Here is a 16,454-nt window from a genome sequence, read left to right as displayed (position 1 = left end):
CTCAGGCCAGCAGGCTCAATGCCAGACAAGCGAAAAGACCGGTGATGCTGAGCAGCGTGGACGAGACTGTCCACGTTTTCAGCGTCGCCGCCTCGCTCAAGCCGAATATCCGGCTGACGAGCCAGAAGCCGCTGTCATTGACATGCGACAGGGCCGAGGCGCCCGCTGCAATCGCGATCACGATCAACGCTACGTCAAACCCACCCAGGTCCTGACCAATTAGCAGGGGAGCGGTCATGCCGGCCGCTGTGATCATCGCAACTGTCGCGCTGCCCTGGGCCACGCGGACAATCAGGGCCAGAGCATAACCGAGCAGGATCGGTGTCATACCAAAAGCCAGAACAAGACCTGCCAGCTGGGCCCCGGCTCCGGTATCGACCAGAACCTGTTTGAATGCCCCGCCCGCGCCGGTGACCAGGATCACCGCGCCAGCCGGAGCAAAAGCTTCCGCAATGCCGCGGCTGACCCGGTCACGAATGAGTTGGGGCTTGTTCGCAACGACAAGCCCGGCGATCGCACAGCCAATCAGCAGGGCAGCAAAGGGATGCCCGACAAGAGCAAAAACATCAGAAGCGGCACCGCCAACCCCTGTCAGGGCAAGGACGGCCTGTGTCAGGATCAGGACCAGCGGCAGAAGGATAAGAAGAAGCACAATCCGCCCGCTGACGGCATTCTCGATTTCATCAGACACCCCGTCATGACCCAGCCTGGCCTCCGGCATCTGGCCGAAACGCTCCAGCGCGTTGGCAAACACCGGACCGGCGACCAGCAGAGCGGGGATGCCAGCCGCCAGTCCGGCCTGGATCACCCAGGCCAGGTCCGCGCCGAGAATATCGGCAACAGCAACCGGACCGGGTGTCGGAGGAATAAAGGCGTGGGCAATGGCCAAGCCTGCAAGCAGCGGCAGACCGAATGCCAGGACAGGCCGACCGGCTCGTCTGGCGAGGGCGACCACAACCGGCGCCAAAACAATCAGGGCAACATCGAAAAACACAGGGATCGCCACCACGAGGCCGATCATACCGGTCATCAGCTGACCGCCAAAGCCGCGCCGCTCTCCCAGCAGCAGGCGCGCCAGCCTGGGCAGGCCGCCTCCAGCCTCCAACAACGCCCCAAACAGGCTGCCTAGGCCGACGATTACGGCGATAAAACCCAGGGTCCCACCCATGCCAGCCGTAATGGTTGCATAAGCCGCTTCAGAGCTCATGCCCGCTGCGAGCGCCGCAATCAGGCTAACGCCGATCAAGGCCGTGAACGCCGGGATTTTCCATTTCAGAACCAGCCACAACAGCAGCGGGATCGCCGCGAGAGTAGCGAGCAGCGGGCGATAATCCTGCCAGTTCTCCAGCCCTAGCTCCGCCATTGCAGACCTCGGGTGTTTGTCCGCATTCGCAGCAAACGGTCATGCGCCGTGATGTAGAGCCAGTCGCCATTCACACCGCCAAAGGCGCAGTTCGCCGTTGCGCTACCCGTCAGGATCCGCGCAAGCAGGTCACCGCGCGGTGAGAGTACCAACACCCCACCCGGCCCGGTCGCAAACACCAGCCCGTCCTCGTTGACACACATCCCGTCCGGCAATCCCGGATCGCCCGCGGCCAGGAAATACGACGCATCGAACCAGAGTTCGAGTGCACCCGCAGGACGACCTTCTCGCAGCGGCGCCCGATAGATGTGCGGAGCCTGAGGGTCAGACTGCGCCACATAGAGCCAGTCCTCGCCCGGGGACAACGCTATCCCGTTGGGGAAGGTGAGGTGATCGAACAGGCGTTCGCACTGACCGTCCGGCGCCAGTCGATAGACGCCATTAGCAGACATTTCCTTGAGCGGCGAGGCATCCAGCCCCTCAAGGCCATAGGGCGGATCGGTGAAATAGATCGAGCCATCATCGGCCCGCACAAGATCATTGGGACTGTTGAAACGCTGGCCTTCAAAGTTCTGAACCAGCGTCTCCCGCGCCTGTGTGTCGAGCTGCATGCGCTGAACCGCGCGCTCACCATGATTGCAGAGATAGAGCCAGCCATCCTCGCCGTACCAGAGTCCATTGGCGCCCGGTTCGCGCATGCCGACCGCTCTCGAGGCATCGACGCCGGAAGGATCAAGGAATGTCTCCAACCCAGCCGAATCCGACCAGCGATAGGCCCGGTTGCCCGGAACATCGGTGAAATAGAGGCACTGCCGTACGCGGTCCCAGCTTGGCCCCTCACTCCAGGTAAAACCGTCGGCTAGCTGCTCCAGCCCCCACGCGGCCCGGAACAATGGCTGCGCACTGGCATCATGAAGCTCGACCGAGATGGGAAGCGAACGCGACGCACATCCACCCAGCCCCATCGCTGCAAGCCCGCCAAGACCTGCAAGAGTTTCCCGTCGTGTCGGCATCACTCAGTCTCCACCCGGGTCGCGATCGCGGCAGCAGGCTGATCCGTGTCGAACCCGGTTTCAATCTGCACGTCCGCAGAGGACTTGAGATCGAGAGAACTGGCGCCAACGTGGAAGACCAGCTGGCCCGGCTCGACCCTCCAGACGCCTGGCGCCTGGAAAACTGCCGCCTGTGCCGGGGCCAGCGTGAACCGGACCGTCACACTTTCTCCCGGAGCCAGGGAGACACGCTCGAAACCGCGCAGCTCGATGCGCGGACGGGCAACCGAAGCGACGGGGTCACGCATGTAGAGCTGGACGACTTCATCCGCCTGGCGATCACCGGTGTTGGAAATCTCTACCGAGAGGCGGATCTCGTCATCGACAACAGCGGCGTCGAGTTCACCGTATTCAAACGTTGAATAGGAGAGCCCGTGCCCGAAGGCGTAGAGCGGCGTGATCGGCTGGTCCATATAGCGGTTGGTGTCACGCGACAGATCCGGATCTGCCGGGCGGCCGCCCGGATATTCCGAATAGGTGAAAGGCGCGGCGCCCGTCGCCCGCGGGAAGCTGACCGGAAGACGGCCTGCCGGAGAGGTTTCTCCAAAGACGATATCGGCCAGGGCCGGACCTGCCCCCACACCCAGCATCCAGGTATTCAGCACCGCATCCGCTCGCTCAGCTATGTCGGGGATCGCCAGCGGGCGGCCGGTCACCAGCACGACCGTCACAGGCTGTCCAGTGTCGAGAATGGCCGACACCAGGGCGCGTTGACTGTCTGGGAGGAAGAGATCCGAACGGCTGCGCGCTTCACCCGACAGGTCGAAGTGCTCGCCGACAACCAGCAGCACACGATCCGCAGACCGGGCCAGTGCAACAGCTTCATCCAGTCCGGAAAGGTCGTCGCTGCGCGGATCCGCGCCTGCTGCATGGACGATCTCCACACCTTCCGGCGCGCCATCGCGCAAACCATCAAGCAGGCTGATAACGTCCTCCGATCGCCCCTGCGCTCGCCAGGACCCCAGCTGGGTCGAGGCATCCGTCGCCAGTGCGCCGATGACTGCCACCCGGCCCGCGCCGACGTCCAGCGGCAAGGCTTGGTTCTCATTCTTCAGCAGGACCACACTGCGCGCTGCGATGGCTCGCGCCGCTTCCCGATGATCGATAGCGAGAAGCTCAGATTCCTCGCGCTCGACCTGGTGATAGACCATCGGTTCGTCAAACAGGCCCAGACGCTCCTTCGCGGTCAGGATGCGCCCAACGGCCAGGTCCAGATCGGCTTCCAGCGCCGGGTTCGCCGCAATGGCATCGCGCAATTCCTCTACAAATATGCCGCTCGTCATGTCCATGTCGACGCCCGCTTGGAGGGCCAGGGCCCCGGCGGCAGCGCGCGATTCCGCCACGCCGTGATTCATCAGTTCGGCAATCGCGTTCCAGTCACTGACGATCAGACCATCAAAACCCCAGCGCGCGCGAAGCGTCCCGTCGATCAGCGCCTCATTCGAGGTCGAGGGCACGCCGTCAATATCGTTGAACGCGGTCATCATGGAGCCCGCGCCCGCCTGTGTCGCCGCGTAGAAGGGCGGCAGATAGGTCTCGTAGAGACTGCGCTCGCCAATGTCCGCGGTTCCATAATCGCGGCCCCCTATTGGCACGCCGTAGGCGCCAAAATGCTTGGCCGTCGCCAGGAGTGTGTCTCCAGCCGCGAGGCTTTCACCCTGGAAGCCCTGAACCTGCGCTTCCGCCATTCGCGACCCGAGATAGGGATCCGCGCCTGCCCCCTCCACGATGCGCCCCCAGCGCGGATCACGCGCGATGTCGATCATCGGGGCAAACGTCCAGTGCAGACCTGAGGCGGATGCTTCCTCGGCAGAAATACGTGTGGCATTTCGCCAATCGGCCTCATCCCAGGTCGAGGCCATGGCGATCGGCACGGGGAAGATGGTGCGATAGCCGTGCACGACATCCATCGCAAACAGGAGTGGAATGCCCAGACGACTTTCCTCAACCGCGACACGCTGCAACTCTGCCAGCGGCTCTGCACCCGCGACATGCAGATAGGACCCGACCGCGCCGGCGCGGACACGGTCCAGCTCTTCAGGTGTCAGGCGGGAGTTGAGATTGCGGCTGCGACCACCCGCGGCCTGGTGGAGCTGGCCGAGCTTCTCTTCCAGCGTCATCTGCGCCAGCAGACCTTCGACCCGCTGGGAAAACTGCGTCTGCGCCCGCGTTACACCGGCCTGGGCAACCATATTCTGTGGACCGCTATCCTCCTGACAGGCCGCCAGGACAATCAGCGGCAGAGACAGGGTGGCGGCACAGGTGCGCATTCTGACAACGTAGTCAATTTTGGACATGGTGTTTCCTTTGTTCTTATCGGCACCCCGGCTCAAACAGCGACGGGCGCTGAAAGGCGGTGGTTCAGTTCTTCGAGATTATGGGCGAGCGGTCTTGTGGCATCGAGCTGCCACGCCTCGGCCGGCGGTTCGAGCGCCTCGAACTGGCTGCGCACGAGTGCGGCGGGCATGTAGTGCCCCGACCGGAAGCGGACACGTTCACAAGCCGTGTCCTCATCCAGCTTCAGCCAGCACCAAGACACCTCACGATCCAGCCCCTCGGTCAGCCAGCCGCGTACGGTATGGTTCAGCGCCGAACAGGTCGCAATCACGGTGTGATCGCTCAACGCGTCTATCGCCGCCCTCATGGAGCGGATCCAGCTGCGGCGGTCGTCATTGGTCAGCGGCTCGCCCGCAGCCATCTTGCGGATGTTCTCTGACGGATGAAAATCATCCGCCTCCAGGCAGCACCAGCCGGTTTGTTCGGCCAGCGCAGCGGCAAGTGTCGACTTCCCGCTGCCCGAGACACCCATGATGACGATCAGGCGAGCCATCTATCCTACCAGAATGCCCAGTAGAGAAGTCCGAGCGTGATGACGACGATCAGCGCTCCGAGATTGTAGAGGCTGGAGGTCGAGAACGAGACACCGTCAATGGAGACGGCCTTCTCGCCCTGGTCCTTGCGCTCGATCACGGCCATGGCGAACATGATCCCCAGGCACGCCAGGAAGATCCAGCCGACACGGTCAAGGAACGGCATCCAGTCCATGTAGAGTTTGCCGAGCACCGACAGACCAAAGGAGCCAACCGCTGCTGCCAGCGCGCCGTTGGCGGTAGCCGATTTCCAGAAAACACCGAGCACGAACAGCGCCACAATGCCCGGCGTGAAGAAGCCGGTGAACTCCTGGATGAACTGGAATGCCTGCGGGAAATTGCCCAGCAGCGGCTGAGCCACCGCGACGGCAATGATCACCGCACAGATGGAGACCAGACGCCCGACCGTCACCAGATGCCCCTCGCTCGCCACTTCTCGCATCGGCTTATAGATGTCGAGCGTGAAGATGGTGGAGATGGAGTTCATCATCGAACCCAGGGAGGAGACGATGGCAGCAATCAGAGCCGCAAAAATCAGACCTCTTATACCCACCGGTGTCAGGGCCATCAGGGCGGGATAGGCCGCATCCGGCCGACCAACCTCGATGCCGCTGGACGCGTCCTGGGCCAGCACAAAGGCTGCGATGCCCGGAACCACGATGATCAGCGGCATGAAGAGTTTCAGGAAAGCGGCAAACACGATGCCGCGCTGGGCCTCATCAACGGATTTGGCGCCCAGCGCCCGCTGGATGATGTACTGGTTGAAGCCCCAGTATGAGAAATGCATCACCCACATGCCGATCATCAGCACACCGATGCCCGGCAGGTTCATGTATTCCGGATGATCGCTGTCCAGGATCATGTCGAACTTGCCCGGCGCCTCGTCAATCAGAACGCCCATACCGGCAATGACACCCGCGCCATCGCTGACCTCGTTGAGGGCAATCCATGTGATCAGACAACCGCCGCCGACCAGCATGGCCACCTGGATGATGTCCGTCAGGGCCACCGCTTTCAGCCCGCCATAGATGGAATAAGCCACGGCAAATGCCGCCAGAACGATCAGCGCGAAAGTGATGTCGAAACCCGTCAGGGCATTGATCGCTGTTGCACCCAGCCACAGGATCGCGGTGAGATTCACAAATGTGTAGAGCGCCAGCCAGAAGATAGACATCACCGTCTTGACCCGGCCGTCATAACGACGCTCCAGGAATTGCGGCATCGTGTAAATCTCGTTCTTCAGGAAGACTGGCAGGAAGAATTTGCCAACGACGATCAGCGTCACGGCGGCGAGCCATTCATAGGTGGCAATTGCCAAACCCACGACATAACCCGAGCCGGACATGCCGATGATCTGTTCGGCCGAGATGTTCGCTGCAATCAGCGAGGCACCGACCGCCCACCACGGCAAGGCCTTGCCGGCCAGGAAGAAGTCGGAGGAGTCCTTTTGATGCCCCGCCTTCTCGCGGCTGACCAGGGTCGCGATAGCAATCAGTGCCAGCGCATAGCCGAACACGATCACAAGGTCGAACGTCGATAACTGCATTTTCTCCCCCGGGTCGGCTGTCGCGGCTGGACCAGTCTGCCTGACCTCATTCCTGATAACGTTGTCAATTGATCACTCAATCGCTAGTGAATGTCAATTCTATCCGAATTCCAACCGGACGTGAGGAAAGTTTATGGCAGTCGCGGAATCCCGCATTCCTGAGCTCGACATATTGCGCGGGTTTGCCATGCTGGGCTTGTTTCTCGTGCATATCGTCGAGCTGTTCGAGCTGTACTGGCTAGCTCCCGATCCCAACCCGTTTCAGGCCTGGACATTCAGCATCTTCGCCGGAAAGTCCTTTGCCCTGCTCGCCCTGCTGTTCGGAATCTCCACGCACCTCATGCTCCCGACGGCAAGCGAGCCCTCGGATAGGCAGCGGGTCTATTTCGCAAAACGCCTGGTGATCCTGTTTGTGATCGGCTGGCTTCACGGTCTGGTCTATCGCGGCGACATCCTGACCCTCATCGTCGTGGCTGGTTTCGCCCTGTTCCTTCTGGCACCCAGTCTGAAGACCCGTTGGCTCCCGGTCGTCTTCCTCCCTCTTCTCCTCCAGCCTGTTCTGCTCTTTCAGGTCACCACCGACACCTTCCCCGAACAGCCCTTACACTGGTCTGATCCGACACTGCAGGCATATCTGGAAGGAGGCTGGTCCAACCTGATCGCAACCAACGCTGCCTCAGGACAATTCTACAAGGCGGTCTTCTACTGGGAGAGCGGACGCTTCGTGCAGATGCTCGGCCTGTTTTTCCTGGGCTTCTGGATCGGAAGACGGTTTTTGAACGATCAGAATCGGATATCGATCGGTGTGCTGGTCACGGTCGCTGCAGGCGCGGCCTTGGTTGCTTCCGCCACCCACTGGCTGCTCCCGCATGCCACCAGCTGGCCCCAGCGCACCCTGTTGAACAATTATGCAAACCTGGCCTTGCTGGCAGGGCAGATCGTCCTGCTCATCGCGCTCTACCGCTGGCTGAAAGGTCGGGGGCTGGGCTGGCTTGAACAGGGTGGCCGGATGAGCCTCACCCTCTACATATCGCAATCCCTGGTATTCGTACCGCTGCTCTATCCGGCAGGACTCGGCCTTTATGACCAGATATCACCCGGCATGCTCTTCGCCGTCGGCCTCGCCTATCTTGTCATCCAACACCTGGCCATCCATGCCTGGCTGAAACGATATCACACGGGCCCACTGGAGCGCGCCTGGCGCCACCTCGCGGCGAGGTGAAGACGGAGCGGGTCATGAATGCGGTTTATGCGGCACCGGCCTCCGTCTACTCGGCCTTGACGCCTCCCATTGGTGTGAGTTCGTCTTATCTCGATTCCAGACACGGCTTCGCAAGCCCCCGGAACTTGGGGAAAAAAGTGCCCGCTCATGGAAAGAGACGAGACCTGCCGGTCTGAGTGGCGGTGCTGGGATACGAAAACGGACGGGTCTCCAAAGTCCAAGTTTGAGGTCCACGCAGGCCGCGAGTTGACGCCATTCCACCAGTACGGCGTCAGCTCGCTGCTTGAGATAGGTTCAATCCCGGTCTCTGGAGACCCGCCCATTTTCGTCTAACAGGCCCCGAAAACGCTCTAGCGGCGCCAGCGCAACATGAGCTGAGCGTATGAATTGTCGGTATTATCGCCGAACTGACCACCAACCTCGACGGCGAGGCCGAGACGTTCAGTCAGCTGGGCATCAAGGCCTGCGGAGACTTCCGTCCAGCTCTCATCGGCAACCGAGATGGCAGCGCTCGACAAATCGACATCATTGAGCAGGAGTGAGACCGTGCGGTCGCCTTCGGTTTCTTCCACACGCTCTGCGCTGAAATTGAAGCCGACACGCTCTGACGCGTCCCAATCAAGTTGTGCACCGAAGCTGACCGTGGTCGAAGTGAAGGATGTGGCGTTGATATGGCCGGCGAAAAGCGGACCGATCTCGCTCGTTGTCGCCATTTCATAATCAGCCGTTGCGATGGCTATAAAGGGCGTCAAATCAAGCCCAGTCAGATCCAGCCCATAACCCGCTTCAAGCGATGCGAAGGTGAGATCCAGATCCCGTTCACTTTCCACCTGACTGCGCTGGGCAAAGGCGGTGGTGCGGTTTGTATCTGCCTGACCATTACCCTGACCCGCCGCAAGCGCGACATAAACACGCTCGCCAGCAAAACCGCCATAAAGTGCTGCGAACATCTGCTCGATCTCGCTCGCCGTGGACAGCAAGCCCTGACCGGTTGAAGCCGCATCAAGCCAGCCGACCTGGCCGCCGACATAGAAAGCACTGTCATGGATTTTCTGGCTGAGGCCTATGCCATAAAGCTCACCATTATAATCGGTGGAGCGGCCGGGTTGATCGACACTGCCATCAAGCGTACGGCCTATCAGATAAGCGCTGCCGGCATGGCGATAGTCGCGGGCTCCATCGCGCACTGAGGTCCGGATGGCCAGGCCGGTTTCATAAAAGGCTTCACTCACCGAACCGAGCGCTGCTGCGCCTTCATTGTAATTCGTTACGCTGGCGAAAACGAAATTGGTTATGAGGGCATGGCTGGCCCGGGTCGGGTGGATACCGTCATAATCCGACCAGGTATCTGGGCAGTCCTGCAGCAACAGCCCTTGGCTGACACAGTCGAGTACGCTTTCAGTGAAACCGTACAGGGACGGATTAAGCCGCGTATCCTCGAACAGCGCTTCGATATTGATGTACAGAATGTCAACACCATGCGAGGCGGTGACGGCGCGATCGACCTCGCGCAAGCCCTCATTGAATTGTCTTGAGGCGATATTGACCGGAGTGACAAATTCCCCCGGCATATCAACCGAATTGCCCAGAAGAGGCAGATTGAAGAGCAGGAATTGCTGCGCGCCGGCATCGGCCAGCGTCGTCAGCGTCGCCTGGATCTCACCCACGCCTTGCGGAATATCCGGCAGCGAGCCCGTGCTCAGGCCAGACAGGAAGTTGTTGCCGCCAATCCAGACGCCGAAAACATCACTGGCAGAGGGCGCCGTAATCGCGCCGGCACTAACCAGGCTCGCATAGGCCTGAGCCTGCTCCAGCGAACCTGGCAGCGGTACGCCGGGCGCAATATCGAAGGCGCTGGTGCGCGCACCACCATGGGCGAAATTAATGCCGTTGCTCGGATCACCAACAATACCGCCCAGGAGCGGCGATAGGGCCAGATTGCCGGCTATGGCTTCATGCCAGACCGGGCCATTGGAGAAGCGGCCATTGAAATAGACCGGCGGGCCGCCCGAGCCGAGTGTCGCGAGAATATTGCCTGTGTCTGACAGGCTATCACCGAATATATAAAGATTACCGCCAGTTAGATCGAAGTCTTGGGCCATGGCCGGCGCACCAGCAAGCGCGCAGGCGGCACTGGCCGCCATAAGAAGGTTCCGCATAGTCTCTCCCCTTTATCGACAAGGAATTCCGGGTCTTTGCGCCCGGCTTTTTCCAACGCCTATGCTATTTGTATACACATATGAATGCTGGACATTCACATGTGTTATAGGTTTCTAGGCGCGCAAGTCCAGCGCACGCGAGGGCTCAATCATGGCGCGAACTGAAGTGGGAGCACAGAAAAAGGTGGGGTCAGACTAACGCTAACTAGTCGCGGAAAGCCCCGAACTAACCCCATCGCAGGCTGCGAGCTGACGCCATTCGGCCAGCCCCGCATCCTTGGAGGCCGCTATCTGCGGATCTCGCCCGCGAACATCGGACCGAAACGGCGCCACCAATACCGGATTTTTATCATGGCTATTGTATATGCCACGCGCGTGGAGCAGGTCCTCCACGTTCCGCAGTGAGGAAGCGGATCTACATCATCACAGCGAGTCGAATGATTTCGGGCGAAGTTTTGAAATACTTGAATGGGTTGCTCATCCGCGCAGATTACATCCATCCAATCAACGCATCGCGTCGAGTGCTGCTGCGTCCACTTTGATGCGAACACCAAGATCCCCCGACCCGCGCAGGACCGGGGTTTTTCTCAGGCAGACCTCAACGGCTTGGATCTCCTGATATTTAGCGCACGCGCCAACAATCCGGGTGATGAGCCGTTCTTGCGTTTCGTAGTGCCCGTCCTGAGCCAAGGCATCGATCTCGGCGATCAGCGGATCGTAGTCAAAAACGTAGTCCATACCGTCTTGCTCGATCAGCACCAGCCGGGAGTCGATGACTAGAAACAGATCAAGAATATGCGCCGACGGCACAACATCGCCGGTTTTGTACGTCCCGATGTCGGTTTTGATCTCCAGATTGGTCATCTCGACTGTGCTCAGCGATGACATGTCGCTTCTCCTGTTCGCGCTTGGAGCAGCATCTAGGGCGGCGGGATGGTTTCGGGTAGCCAAAGCGCTAAATAGTTGGCAGGCCCGCTCTGTCAGAGCCGCCACGCGATGCTAGGTTATGACCTGAAGAGGAAGGCGCATGCTGCTCAAAGTCGACAGGATTGAAAAATCATATGGAAGCGGCGCATCGCGGCAACGTATCTTTCAGAATGTTAGCCTGAGCCTCGCGGAGGGAGAAAGCCTTGCGATCACCGGGGAGTCCGGCTCAGGGAAAAGCACGCTCCTGCATCTAATCGGCCTTCTGGATAGGCCGGACGCTGGCGAGATCGCGCTGAACGGCGAAACCATTACAACCCTTGATGACACCGGACGCGCCGCGCGGCGACGCGATGCGATCGGCCTCGTCTTCCAGCAATTCAACTTGGTTCCTTCCCTGAGGGTCGCCGGAAACCTCGCGCTTCAGGCCCGCCTAGCCGGCAAATACGATGCTGCCTGGGTCGACATGCTCGCCACGCGGCTTGGACTCACGGATTTCCTTTCACGCTACCCTGAGCAAATCTCGGGAGGCCAGCAGCAACGCGTCGCCGTCGGCCGTGCGCTCGCAGCTAAGCCAGCACTGCTGCTGGCAGATGAACCGACGGGCAATCTGGATGAGGCAACCAGCGCCGACGTGCTCGATCTCATGCTCGAGCTGTGCGCCGATGCTGGCACGGCGCTCGTGATGGCGACGCACTCGGTAAGTGCCGCGGACCGCCTTTCTAGGCGCGCGCATCTCACCGGAGGGCAGCTCTCGTGACGGGAACGGCGCTCATGGCATTGCTTTCGCACTGGCGCCGCAAGCCGGGCCAGCTCGCGACGCTCATCATGGGCCTCGGCCTCGCGACGGCGCTTTGGACAAGCGTTCAGGCCATCAATGCCGAAGCGCGCGCCAGCTACGATGAGGCCAGCGCAACGCTCGGCGGCGGAAGCGTAATCGTGCTCACATCGCCGACCGGCGGCATCTCAACCTCGACCTGGGCCCGCCTGCGCCGGGACGGTTGGGCGGCATCCCCCGTCATCGAGGGTGAGTTTGAGGCTGCCGGCGAGCGATTTCTGCTTCGCGGAGTGGAGCCTCTAAGTGCGCCTGGCGGCGATACGGCCGCCGTGTCGAACGATCAGGCGATCGGGTTGGAATTTCTAACGCCGCCAGGCCTTTTGCTCGTCGCGCCAGAGACCGCTGCACTGTTAAACTCGGCGGCGAACAACTTGCCGCTTGTTCGCGCCAGCGCCGCGGTCCCGCGCGGCGAAATCATCACGGATATCGCCGTTGCTGCACGCTTTCTGGATCGCGGTGATCAGGTGGACCGCATCCTCGTTGACACACTCGCGCGAACGGGAGCAACACCGCTCAACACGCTCGTGCCAGAGCTGGAGCGAAGCACCAGCTCTGGCGGCGGCGAAGTCGCACAGCTCACCGGTAGTTTTCACCTGAACCTGACCGCATTTGGCTTTCTCTCCTTTGCCGTGGGACTTTTCATCGTCTACGCCGCGATCGGACTCGCGTTCGAGCAGCGTCGGGCCACACTGAGAACCCTGCGCGCGCTGGGCACGCCGGTCTCGGCTATCGTTATTGCATTGATCATTGAGGCGATTGTTCTCGCGCTCCTTGCCGGCGCAACCGGCGTGATCCTGGGCTATTTCGTTGCAAGTGCGCTCTTGCCCGGCGTCGCCGCAACACTGCGCGGCCTTTACGGAGCAGGCGTGTCCGGCGAGCTCGCGATTCGACCTGAATGGTGGCTTTCCGGTTTTGCGATCGCCGTGCTCGGTGCGCTTTCTGCAACTGCGCTATCTATCCGGCGCGCAGCGCGCCTCCCCTTGCTTGCATCCGCACAGCCCCGCGCTTGGGCGTTGGCGTCGGCTCGCCGGTTCGTTCATCAGGCTGTAGCCGCGCTTGGAATGCTCGCCGCAGCGGTGAGCATTCCACAAGTTTTCTCGGGCATTCTCGCGGGGTTTGCGCTCCTTGCCTGCCTTCTCGTTGGCGCTGCACTGCTCCTTCCGACAGCGCTCGCCCTCGCTTTGCGCCTCAGCCAACGCTTCGCGCGCGGACCGATCGCGGAGTGGTTCCTGGCCGACACCCGCCAACAACTACCCGGCCTATCTCTGGCCTTGATGGCATTGATGCTGGCCTTGGCCACGAATATCGGCGTGGGGACCATGGTATCGAGCTTCCGGTTGACCTTCGAGGGTTGGCTCGATCAACGCCTGGCCGCCGAGCTTTATGTGACGACCCGTGACGACGCCCAATCACAACGCGTCTTCGAATGGCTAGAGCCTCGCACCGACGCTATCCTGCCAATCTGGAGTGCTGATACCGAGATCGCCGGCCGGCGCGGCGAAGTCTTCGGCGTTGTCGACCATTCGACCTACCGCGGTCACTGGCCCTTGCTGGTGGCTATGAACGCGGCTTGGGACGCCGTCGCGGCGGGTAACGGGGTACTCGTTAACGAACAGGCCTGGCGCAACCTCGGTCTACAGCTGGGCGACTCTGTCCAGCTTGGGTCGGGTACGCCGCTGATCCTCGTCGGCGTCTACTCCGACTATGGGAATCCAAACGCGCAAGCGATCATCGGCCTCGACACCCTGACTGCGCGCTTTGGCGATCGCGTCACACGCCTTCGATACGGGCTTCGCGTACCACCTGAGGACGCGCCGGCCCTGGCGCAAGCGATCCGTTCCGAGTTCGACCTGCCCACCAATGGCGTCGTTGATCAAGCTCAAGTCAAAGCGTTTTCATTGTCCGTCTTCGAGCGCACCTTCGCGGTAACGGCTGCGCTCAACGTGCTGACGCTTTCTGTTGCCGCCTTCGCCATGTTCGCGAGCCTCGCAACTCTGGCCTCGATGCGCCTGCCTCAGCTCGCGCCGGTCTGGGCACTCGGTCTGAGCCGGGCAAGCCTGGCCCGTTTGGAAGTTGTTCGCGCCGGCATTCTTGCGCTGATGACCTGGCTGATCGCATTGCCAACCGGCCTGCTGCTGGCGTGGATCCTGCTGTCGGTCGTGAATGTCGAAGCGTTTGGCTGGCGCCTGCCAATGCACCTTTTCCCGTTTGACTGGCTTATCCTCGCTGCGCTGGCCGTTCTTGCGGCCTTTATCGCCGCGCTTCTGCCCGCCCGCAGCCTGCTCAAACGCCCGCCACGGGAATTCCTTCAGATCTTCGCGCAGGAACGTTGAGCCATGAGTCGCCTCGCCGCCATTCTCATCGCACTTCTAGCGCTTCAATCCGCTCCGGCCGCGGGCCAGGGCTTTGCGGGCTTGGGCACGGAAGTCGACGGATTTACGGCACCGCGGCCAAATCCACGCTTTCGCTTCCCGGAGGATCACGGCGCCCATCCCGCTTACCGTATCGAATGGTGGTATCTCACCGCCGTGCTCGAAGATGCAGACGGCACGCAATACGGCGCACAATGGACCCTGTTCCGGTCGGCTCTACAGCCGCATGACGCTCAAGGCTGGGAAACGCCGCAGCTTTGGATGGGCCACGCGGCCATCACCACCCCCAGCGCACACCATTATGCTGAACGCCTGGCGCGCGGCGGGCTCGGCGTGGCAGGCGTCGAGGCGACCCCCTTCCAGGCCTTCATCGATGAATGGTCGATGCGCAGCGCGCCGGACCGGTTGGAGGCCAATGCCGACGCCCTGGCCGCGCTCGATTTGAGCGCGCGCGGTGAGGATTTCGCCTACGCATTCGCCCTGGATGCCAATGGACCGCTAGTCTTCCAAGGCGATAGCGGCTTCTCGGTGAAGTCGGCAGATGGCCAGGCCAGCTATTACTACTCCCAGCCCTTCTATCAGGTGACCGGAACGCTGGACTTGCCGGAGGGCGAGGTTGAAGTGACCGGTCAGGCCTGGCTCGATCGGGAATATTCCTCACAGCCTCTATCAGAGACCCAGCTCGGTTGGGACTGGGTGTCGTTTCATCTCGACAGCGGCGATAAAGTCATGGGCTTCCAGCTGCGCCAGAGCGATGGAAGCGTCTACACCGCCGCAAGCTGGATCACACCGGACGGAACGCCCACGGCATTCGAGGACGGCGCGCTGTCGATGACAGCATTGGAAACAGCCGAGGTCGCCGGCCGGCAAATTCCGGTGCGCTGGAGGGTCGAACTGCCCGCACGACATCTCGACGTCGAAATCGCCGCCGTGAACTCGCATAGCTGGATGCAGACCCTGTTTTCTTACTGGGAGGGCCCGGTCTCAGTGACCGGCAGCCATGCCGGAGGCGGCTATCTGGAAATGACCGGCTATGGCGACTAGCGACGCGTTTCGCGAGCTACGCGAACCAGAGCCGGCCGCGGTGCCGCTCCCCAAGTTTCCATCGACGCGCGGACATCGTCAGCGACGCGCCGGGCTCGGCGACGGAGCCCTTTCGCAAGCGCGACTGCGCCGGCAGCGGAAAGCTCAATGGCCTGTGCGTTCATAAGAGATGCTAGGATTTCGCGATCAGATCTATTCACGAGCAGTACCCCTTGGAGAATTTGCCTTTCACAAGGTTTACGGTTCGCTCGGGTGATCGGCTCACCGAACAAGGCGCGGCAAGGCGCCGCATGTCTGCTGGCGCACGGGTGCGGCGTGCTGCTTTGCTGTTGCGGACTTGATAAGGTGCAAAACCTGCCGTCTGAGGCGGTGAAGGCGCGTTAGGGCTCGAGCGGCGACATTGCCAACGGAGCACTGTGAAGTTTCAAGCCATCCCGGGAGGGGACATACATCATCATCGCATGGCGGATGATCGCGGGATAAGTCTTGAAATATTTGAACGGATTACGCATCTGTGGGGGCGACGAAACCGCTACGTTGCGCTCAAGGCCAAGTTCCTCTGACACTGCAGTCTCGACAGACGCGGAACGGCTCGTATTCAAGCCGCAAGCTGACGTCATTCGGCCAGGACGGCGGATTGGTTTTCTGAGCCCTATATCGTCGGCAAGCAACACATCAGGGAGGCCAACATGGAGTACCGACCTCATCCAGCCCACACCTTCTTTCTGGTGAGGCTTCAACGTCGAGGTCATCGAGCTCAGGTCTGGGGGCGACGGTAGACGCCTGCCCTCGTCGAGAAGCTCCACAAGAGCTCCATACTCAACGGCTTCATGATTTTCATGAACCGTTAGAAACCGCTTTTCCTGAAGTTGTGCCGGGGGCTCATCTGTTTGGCTTTTCGAGGCGTCGGCCTGATTGTCCTCGCGGTCCACGATCATCCGCATGGAAGAAATCGCGGCGCGCAAGAACCTGTCATGTGGTGTCAGACATGGGCGGATCATTCTCGACCGACGCCACTCAGTCAATTGAAAAGGGGCGGGAGATCTGATCTCCCGCCCCTTCTT

Annotated in this window: 12 protein-coding genes and 1 pseudogene; 4 read left to right on the top strand and 9 right to left on the bottom strand. The window is 61.1% G+C overall.

What is annotated here, in order from left to right; translation table 11 throughout:
• Position 1 precedes the first annotated feature (1 nt).
• From JJ889_RS01965 to JJ889_RS01945, 5 genes are read right to left on the bottom strand one after another with little or no spacing between them, the layout of a single operon-like run.
• On the bottom strand, positions 2–1,363 hold the full coding sequence (locus JJ889_RS01965; RefSeq protein ID WP_291891082.1) for a gluconate:H+ symporter: 1,362 nt from the start codon (positions 1,361–1,363) through the stop codon (positions 2–4).
• Positions 1,351–2,376 (bottom strand): SMP-30/gluconolactonase/LRE family protein, encoded by a 1,026-nt coding sequence (locus tag JJ889_RS01960; protein WP_291891081.1) that lies wholly within the window; start codon positions 2,374–2,376, stop codon positions 1,351–1,353. The genes JJ889_RS01965 and JJ889_RS01960 overlap by 13 nt, the downstream gene beginning before the upstream one ends.
• Positions 2,376–4,712 carry a glycoside hydrolase family 3 N-terminal domain-containing protein gene (locus JJ889_RS01955; RefSeq protein WP_291891080.1) on the bottom strand — a complete coding sequence of 779 codons (2,337 nt, stop codon included), beginning with the start codon at positions 4,710–4,712 and terminating at the stop codon, positions 2,376–2,378. Before JJ889_RS01955 ends, JJ889_RS01960 begins: the two co-directional genes overlap by 1 nt.
• 32 nt (positions 4,713–4,744) lie before the next feature.
• Positions 4,745–5,245 carry a gluconokinase, GntK/IdnK-type gene (locus JJ889_RS01950; protein WP_291891079.1) on the bottom strand — a complete coding sequence of 167 codons (501 nt, stop codon included), beginning with the start codon at positions 5,243–5,245 and terminating at the stop codon, positions 4,745–4,747.
• A gap of 5 nt (positions 5,246–5,250) precedes the next feature.
• Positions 5,251–6,831: a sodium/sugar symporter gene (locus JJ889_RS01945; RefSeq protein WP_291891078.1), complete on the bottom strand. Its 1,581-nt coding sequence runs from the start codon at positions 6,829–6,831 to the stop codon at positions 5,251–5,253.
• Positions 6,832–6,964: 133 nt separating this feature from the next.
• Between JJ889_RS01945 and JJ889_RS01940 the strand changes: the two genes are divergently transcribed.
• A complete protein-coding gene (locus JJ889_RS01940; protein WP_291891077.1) occupies positions 6,965–8,053 on the top strand; it encodes a DUF418 domain-containing protein in 1,089 nt (362 codons plus the stop codon).
• Positions 8,054–8,403: 350 nt separating this feature from the next.
• On the opposite strand, the gene JJ889_RS01935 is transcribed toward JJ889_RS01940, so the two are convergent.
• The 3 genes and pseudogenes from JJ889_RS01935 to JJ889_RS01930 form a co-directional block, all read right to left on the bottom strand.
• Complete coding sequence (locus tag JJ889_RS01935) at positions 8,404–10,212, bottom strand: autotransporter domain-containing protein (protein ID WP_291891076.1); 1,809 nt, start codon at positions 10,210–10,212, stop codon at positions 8,404–8,406.
• A 290-nt stretch (positions 10,213–10,502) separates the two neighbouring features.
• Positions 10,503–10,693, bottom strand: a pseudogene (locus JJ889_RS15880) (IS6 family transposase); the annotation flags it as partial.
• A gap of 23 nt (positions 10,694–10,716) precedes the next feature.
• Positions 10,717–11,100 (bottom strand): dihydroneopterin aldolase, encoded by a 384-nt coding sequence (locus JJ889_RS01930; protein WP_291891075.1) that lies wholly within the window; start codon positions 11,098–11,100, stop codon positions 10,717–10,719.
• Positions 11,101–11,239: 139 nt separating this feature from the next.
• On the opposite strand from JJ889_RS01930, the gene JJ889_RS01925 reads away from it, so the two are divergent.
• Genes JJ889_RS01925 through JJ889_RS01915 form a run of 3 tightly spaced genes read left to right on the top strand, consistent with a single transcriptional unit; the run spans position 11,240 to position 15,390 of the window.
• On the top strand, positions 11,240–11,896 hold the full coding sequence (locus tag JJ889_RS01925; protein ID WP_291891074.1) for an ABC transporter ATP-binding protein: 657 nt from the start codon (positions 11,240–11,242) through the stop codon (positions 11,894–11,896).
• A 14-nt stretch (positions 11,897–11,910) separates the two neighbouring features.
• The gene (locus JJ889_RS01920; RefSeq protein WP_291891073.1) at positions 11,911–14,307 is read left to right on the top strand and encodes an ABC transporter permease; all 2,397 of its coding nucleotides are present in this window, start codon (positions 11,911–11,913) and stop codon (positions 14,305–14,307) included.
• A gap of 3 nt (positions 14,308–14,310) precedes the next feature.
• Complete coding sequence (locus JJ889_RS01915) at positions 14,311–15,390, top strand: lipocalin-like domain-containing protein (protein WP_291891072.1); 1,080 nt, start codon at positions 14,311–14,313, stop codon at positions 15,388–15,390.
• 380 nt (positions 15,391–15,770) lie between these two features.
• On the opposite strand, the gene JJ889_RS01910 is transcribed toward JJ889_RS01915, so the two are convergent.
• Positions 15,771–16,355 carry a hypothetical protein gene (locus JJ889_RS01910; RefSeq protein WP_291891071.1) on the bottom strand — a complete coding sequence of 195 codons (585 nt, stop codon included), beginning with the start codon at positions 16,353–16,355 and terminating at the stop codon, positions 15,771–15,773.
• Between the last annotated feature and the right edge of the window lie 99 nt (positions 16,356–16,454).

The sequence above is a fragment of the Maricaulis sp. genome, from assembly GCF_017643475.1.
Taxonomy (GTDB): Bacteria; Pseudomonadota; Alphaproteobacteria; order Caulobacterales; family Maricaulaceae; genus Maricaulis.
Note: the sequence above shows the minus strand (reverse complement) of the source record. Positions and strands in the feature narration are given on the sequence as shown.

Bases quoted from the DNA above. Each gene is read 5' to 3' on its own strand.
- JJ889_RS01920 (WP_291891073.1), top strand. From the start codon at position 11,911: ATGGCATTGCTTTCGCACTGGCGCCGCAAGCCGGGCCAGCTCGCGACG.
- JJ889_RS01915 (WP_291891072.1), top strand. From the start codon at position 14,311: ATGAGTCGCCTCGCCGCCATTCTCATCGCACTTCTAGCGCTTCAATCC.
- JJ889_RS01930 (WP_291891075.1), bottom strand. From the start codon at position 11,100: ATGTCATCGCTGAGCACAGTCGAGATGACCAATCTGGAGATCAAAACC.
- JJ889_RS01945 (WP_291891078.1), bottom strand. From the start codon at position 6,831: ATGCAGTTATCGACGTTCGACCTTGTGATCGTGTTCGGCTATGCGCTG.
- JJ889_RS01955 (WP_291891080.1), bottom strand. From the start codon at position 4,712: ATGTCCAAAATTGACTACGTTGTCAGAATGCGCACCTGTGCCGCCACC.
- JJ889_RS01950 (WP_291891079.1), bottom strand. From the start codon at position 5,245: ATGGCTCGCCTGATCGTCATCATGGGTGTCTCGGGCAGCGGGAAGTCG.
- JJ889_RS01935 (WP_291891076.1), bottom strand. From the start codon at position 10,212: ATGCGGAACCTTCTTATGGCGGCCAGTGCCGCCTGCGCGCTTGCTGGT.
- JJ889_RS01965 (WP_291891082.1), bottom strand. From the start codon at position 1,363: ATGGCGGAGCTAGGGCTGGAGAACTGGCAGGATTATCGCCCGCTGCTC.
- JJ889_RS01940 (WP_291891077.1), top strand. From the start codon at position 6,965: ATGGCAGTCGCGGAATCCCGCATTCCTGAGCTCGACATATTGCGCGGG.
- JJ889_RS01925 (WP_291891074.1), top strand. From the start codon at position 11,240: ATGCTGCTCAAAGTCGACAGGATTGAAAAATCATATGGAAGCGGCGCA.
- JJ889_RS01960 (WP_291891081.1), bottom strand. From the start codon at position 2,376: ATGCCGACACGACGGGAAACTCTTGCAGGTCTTGGCGGGCTTGCAGCG.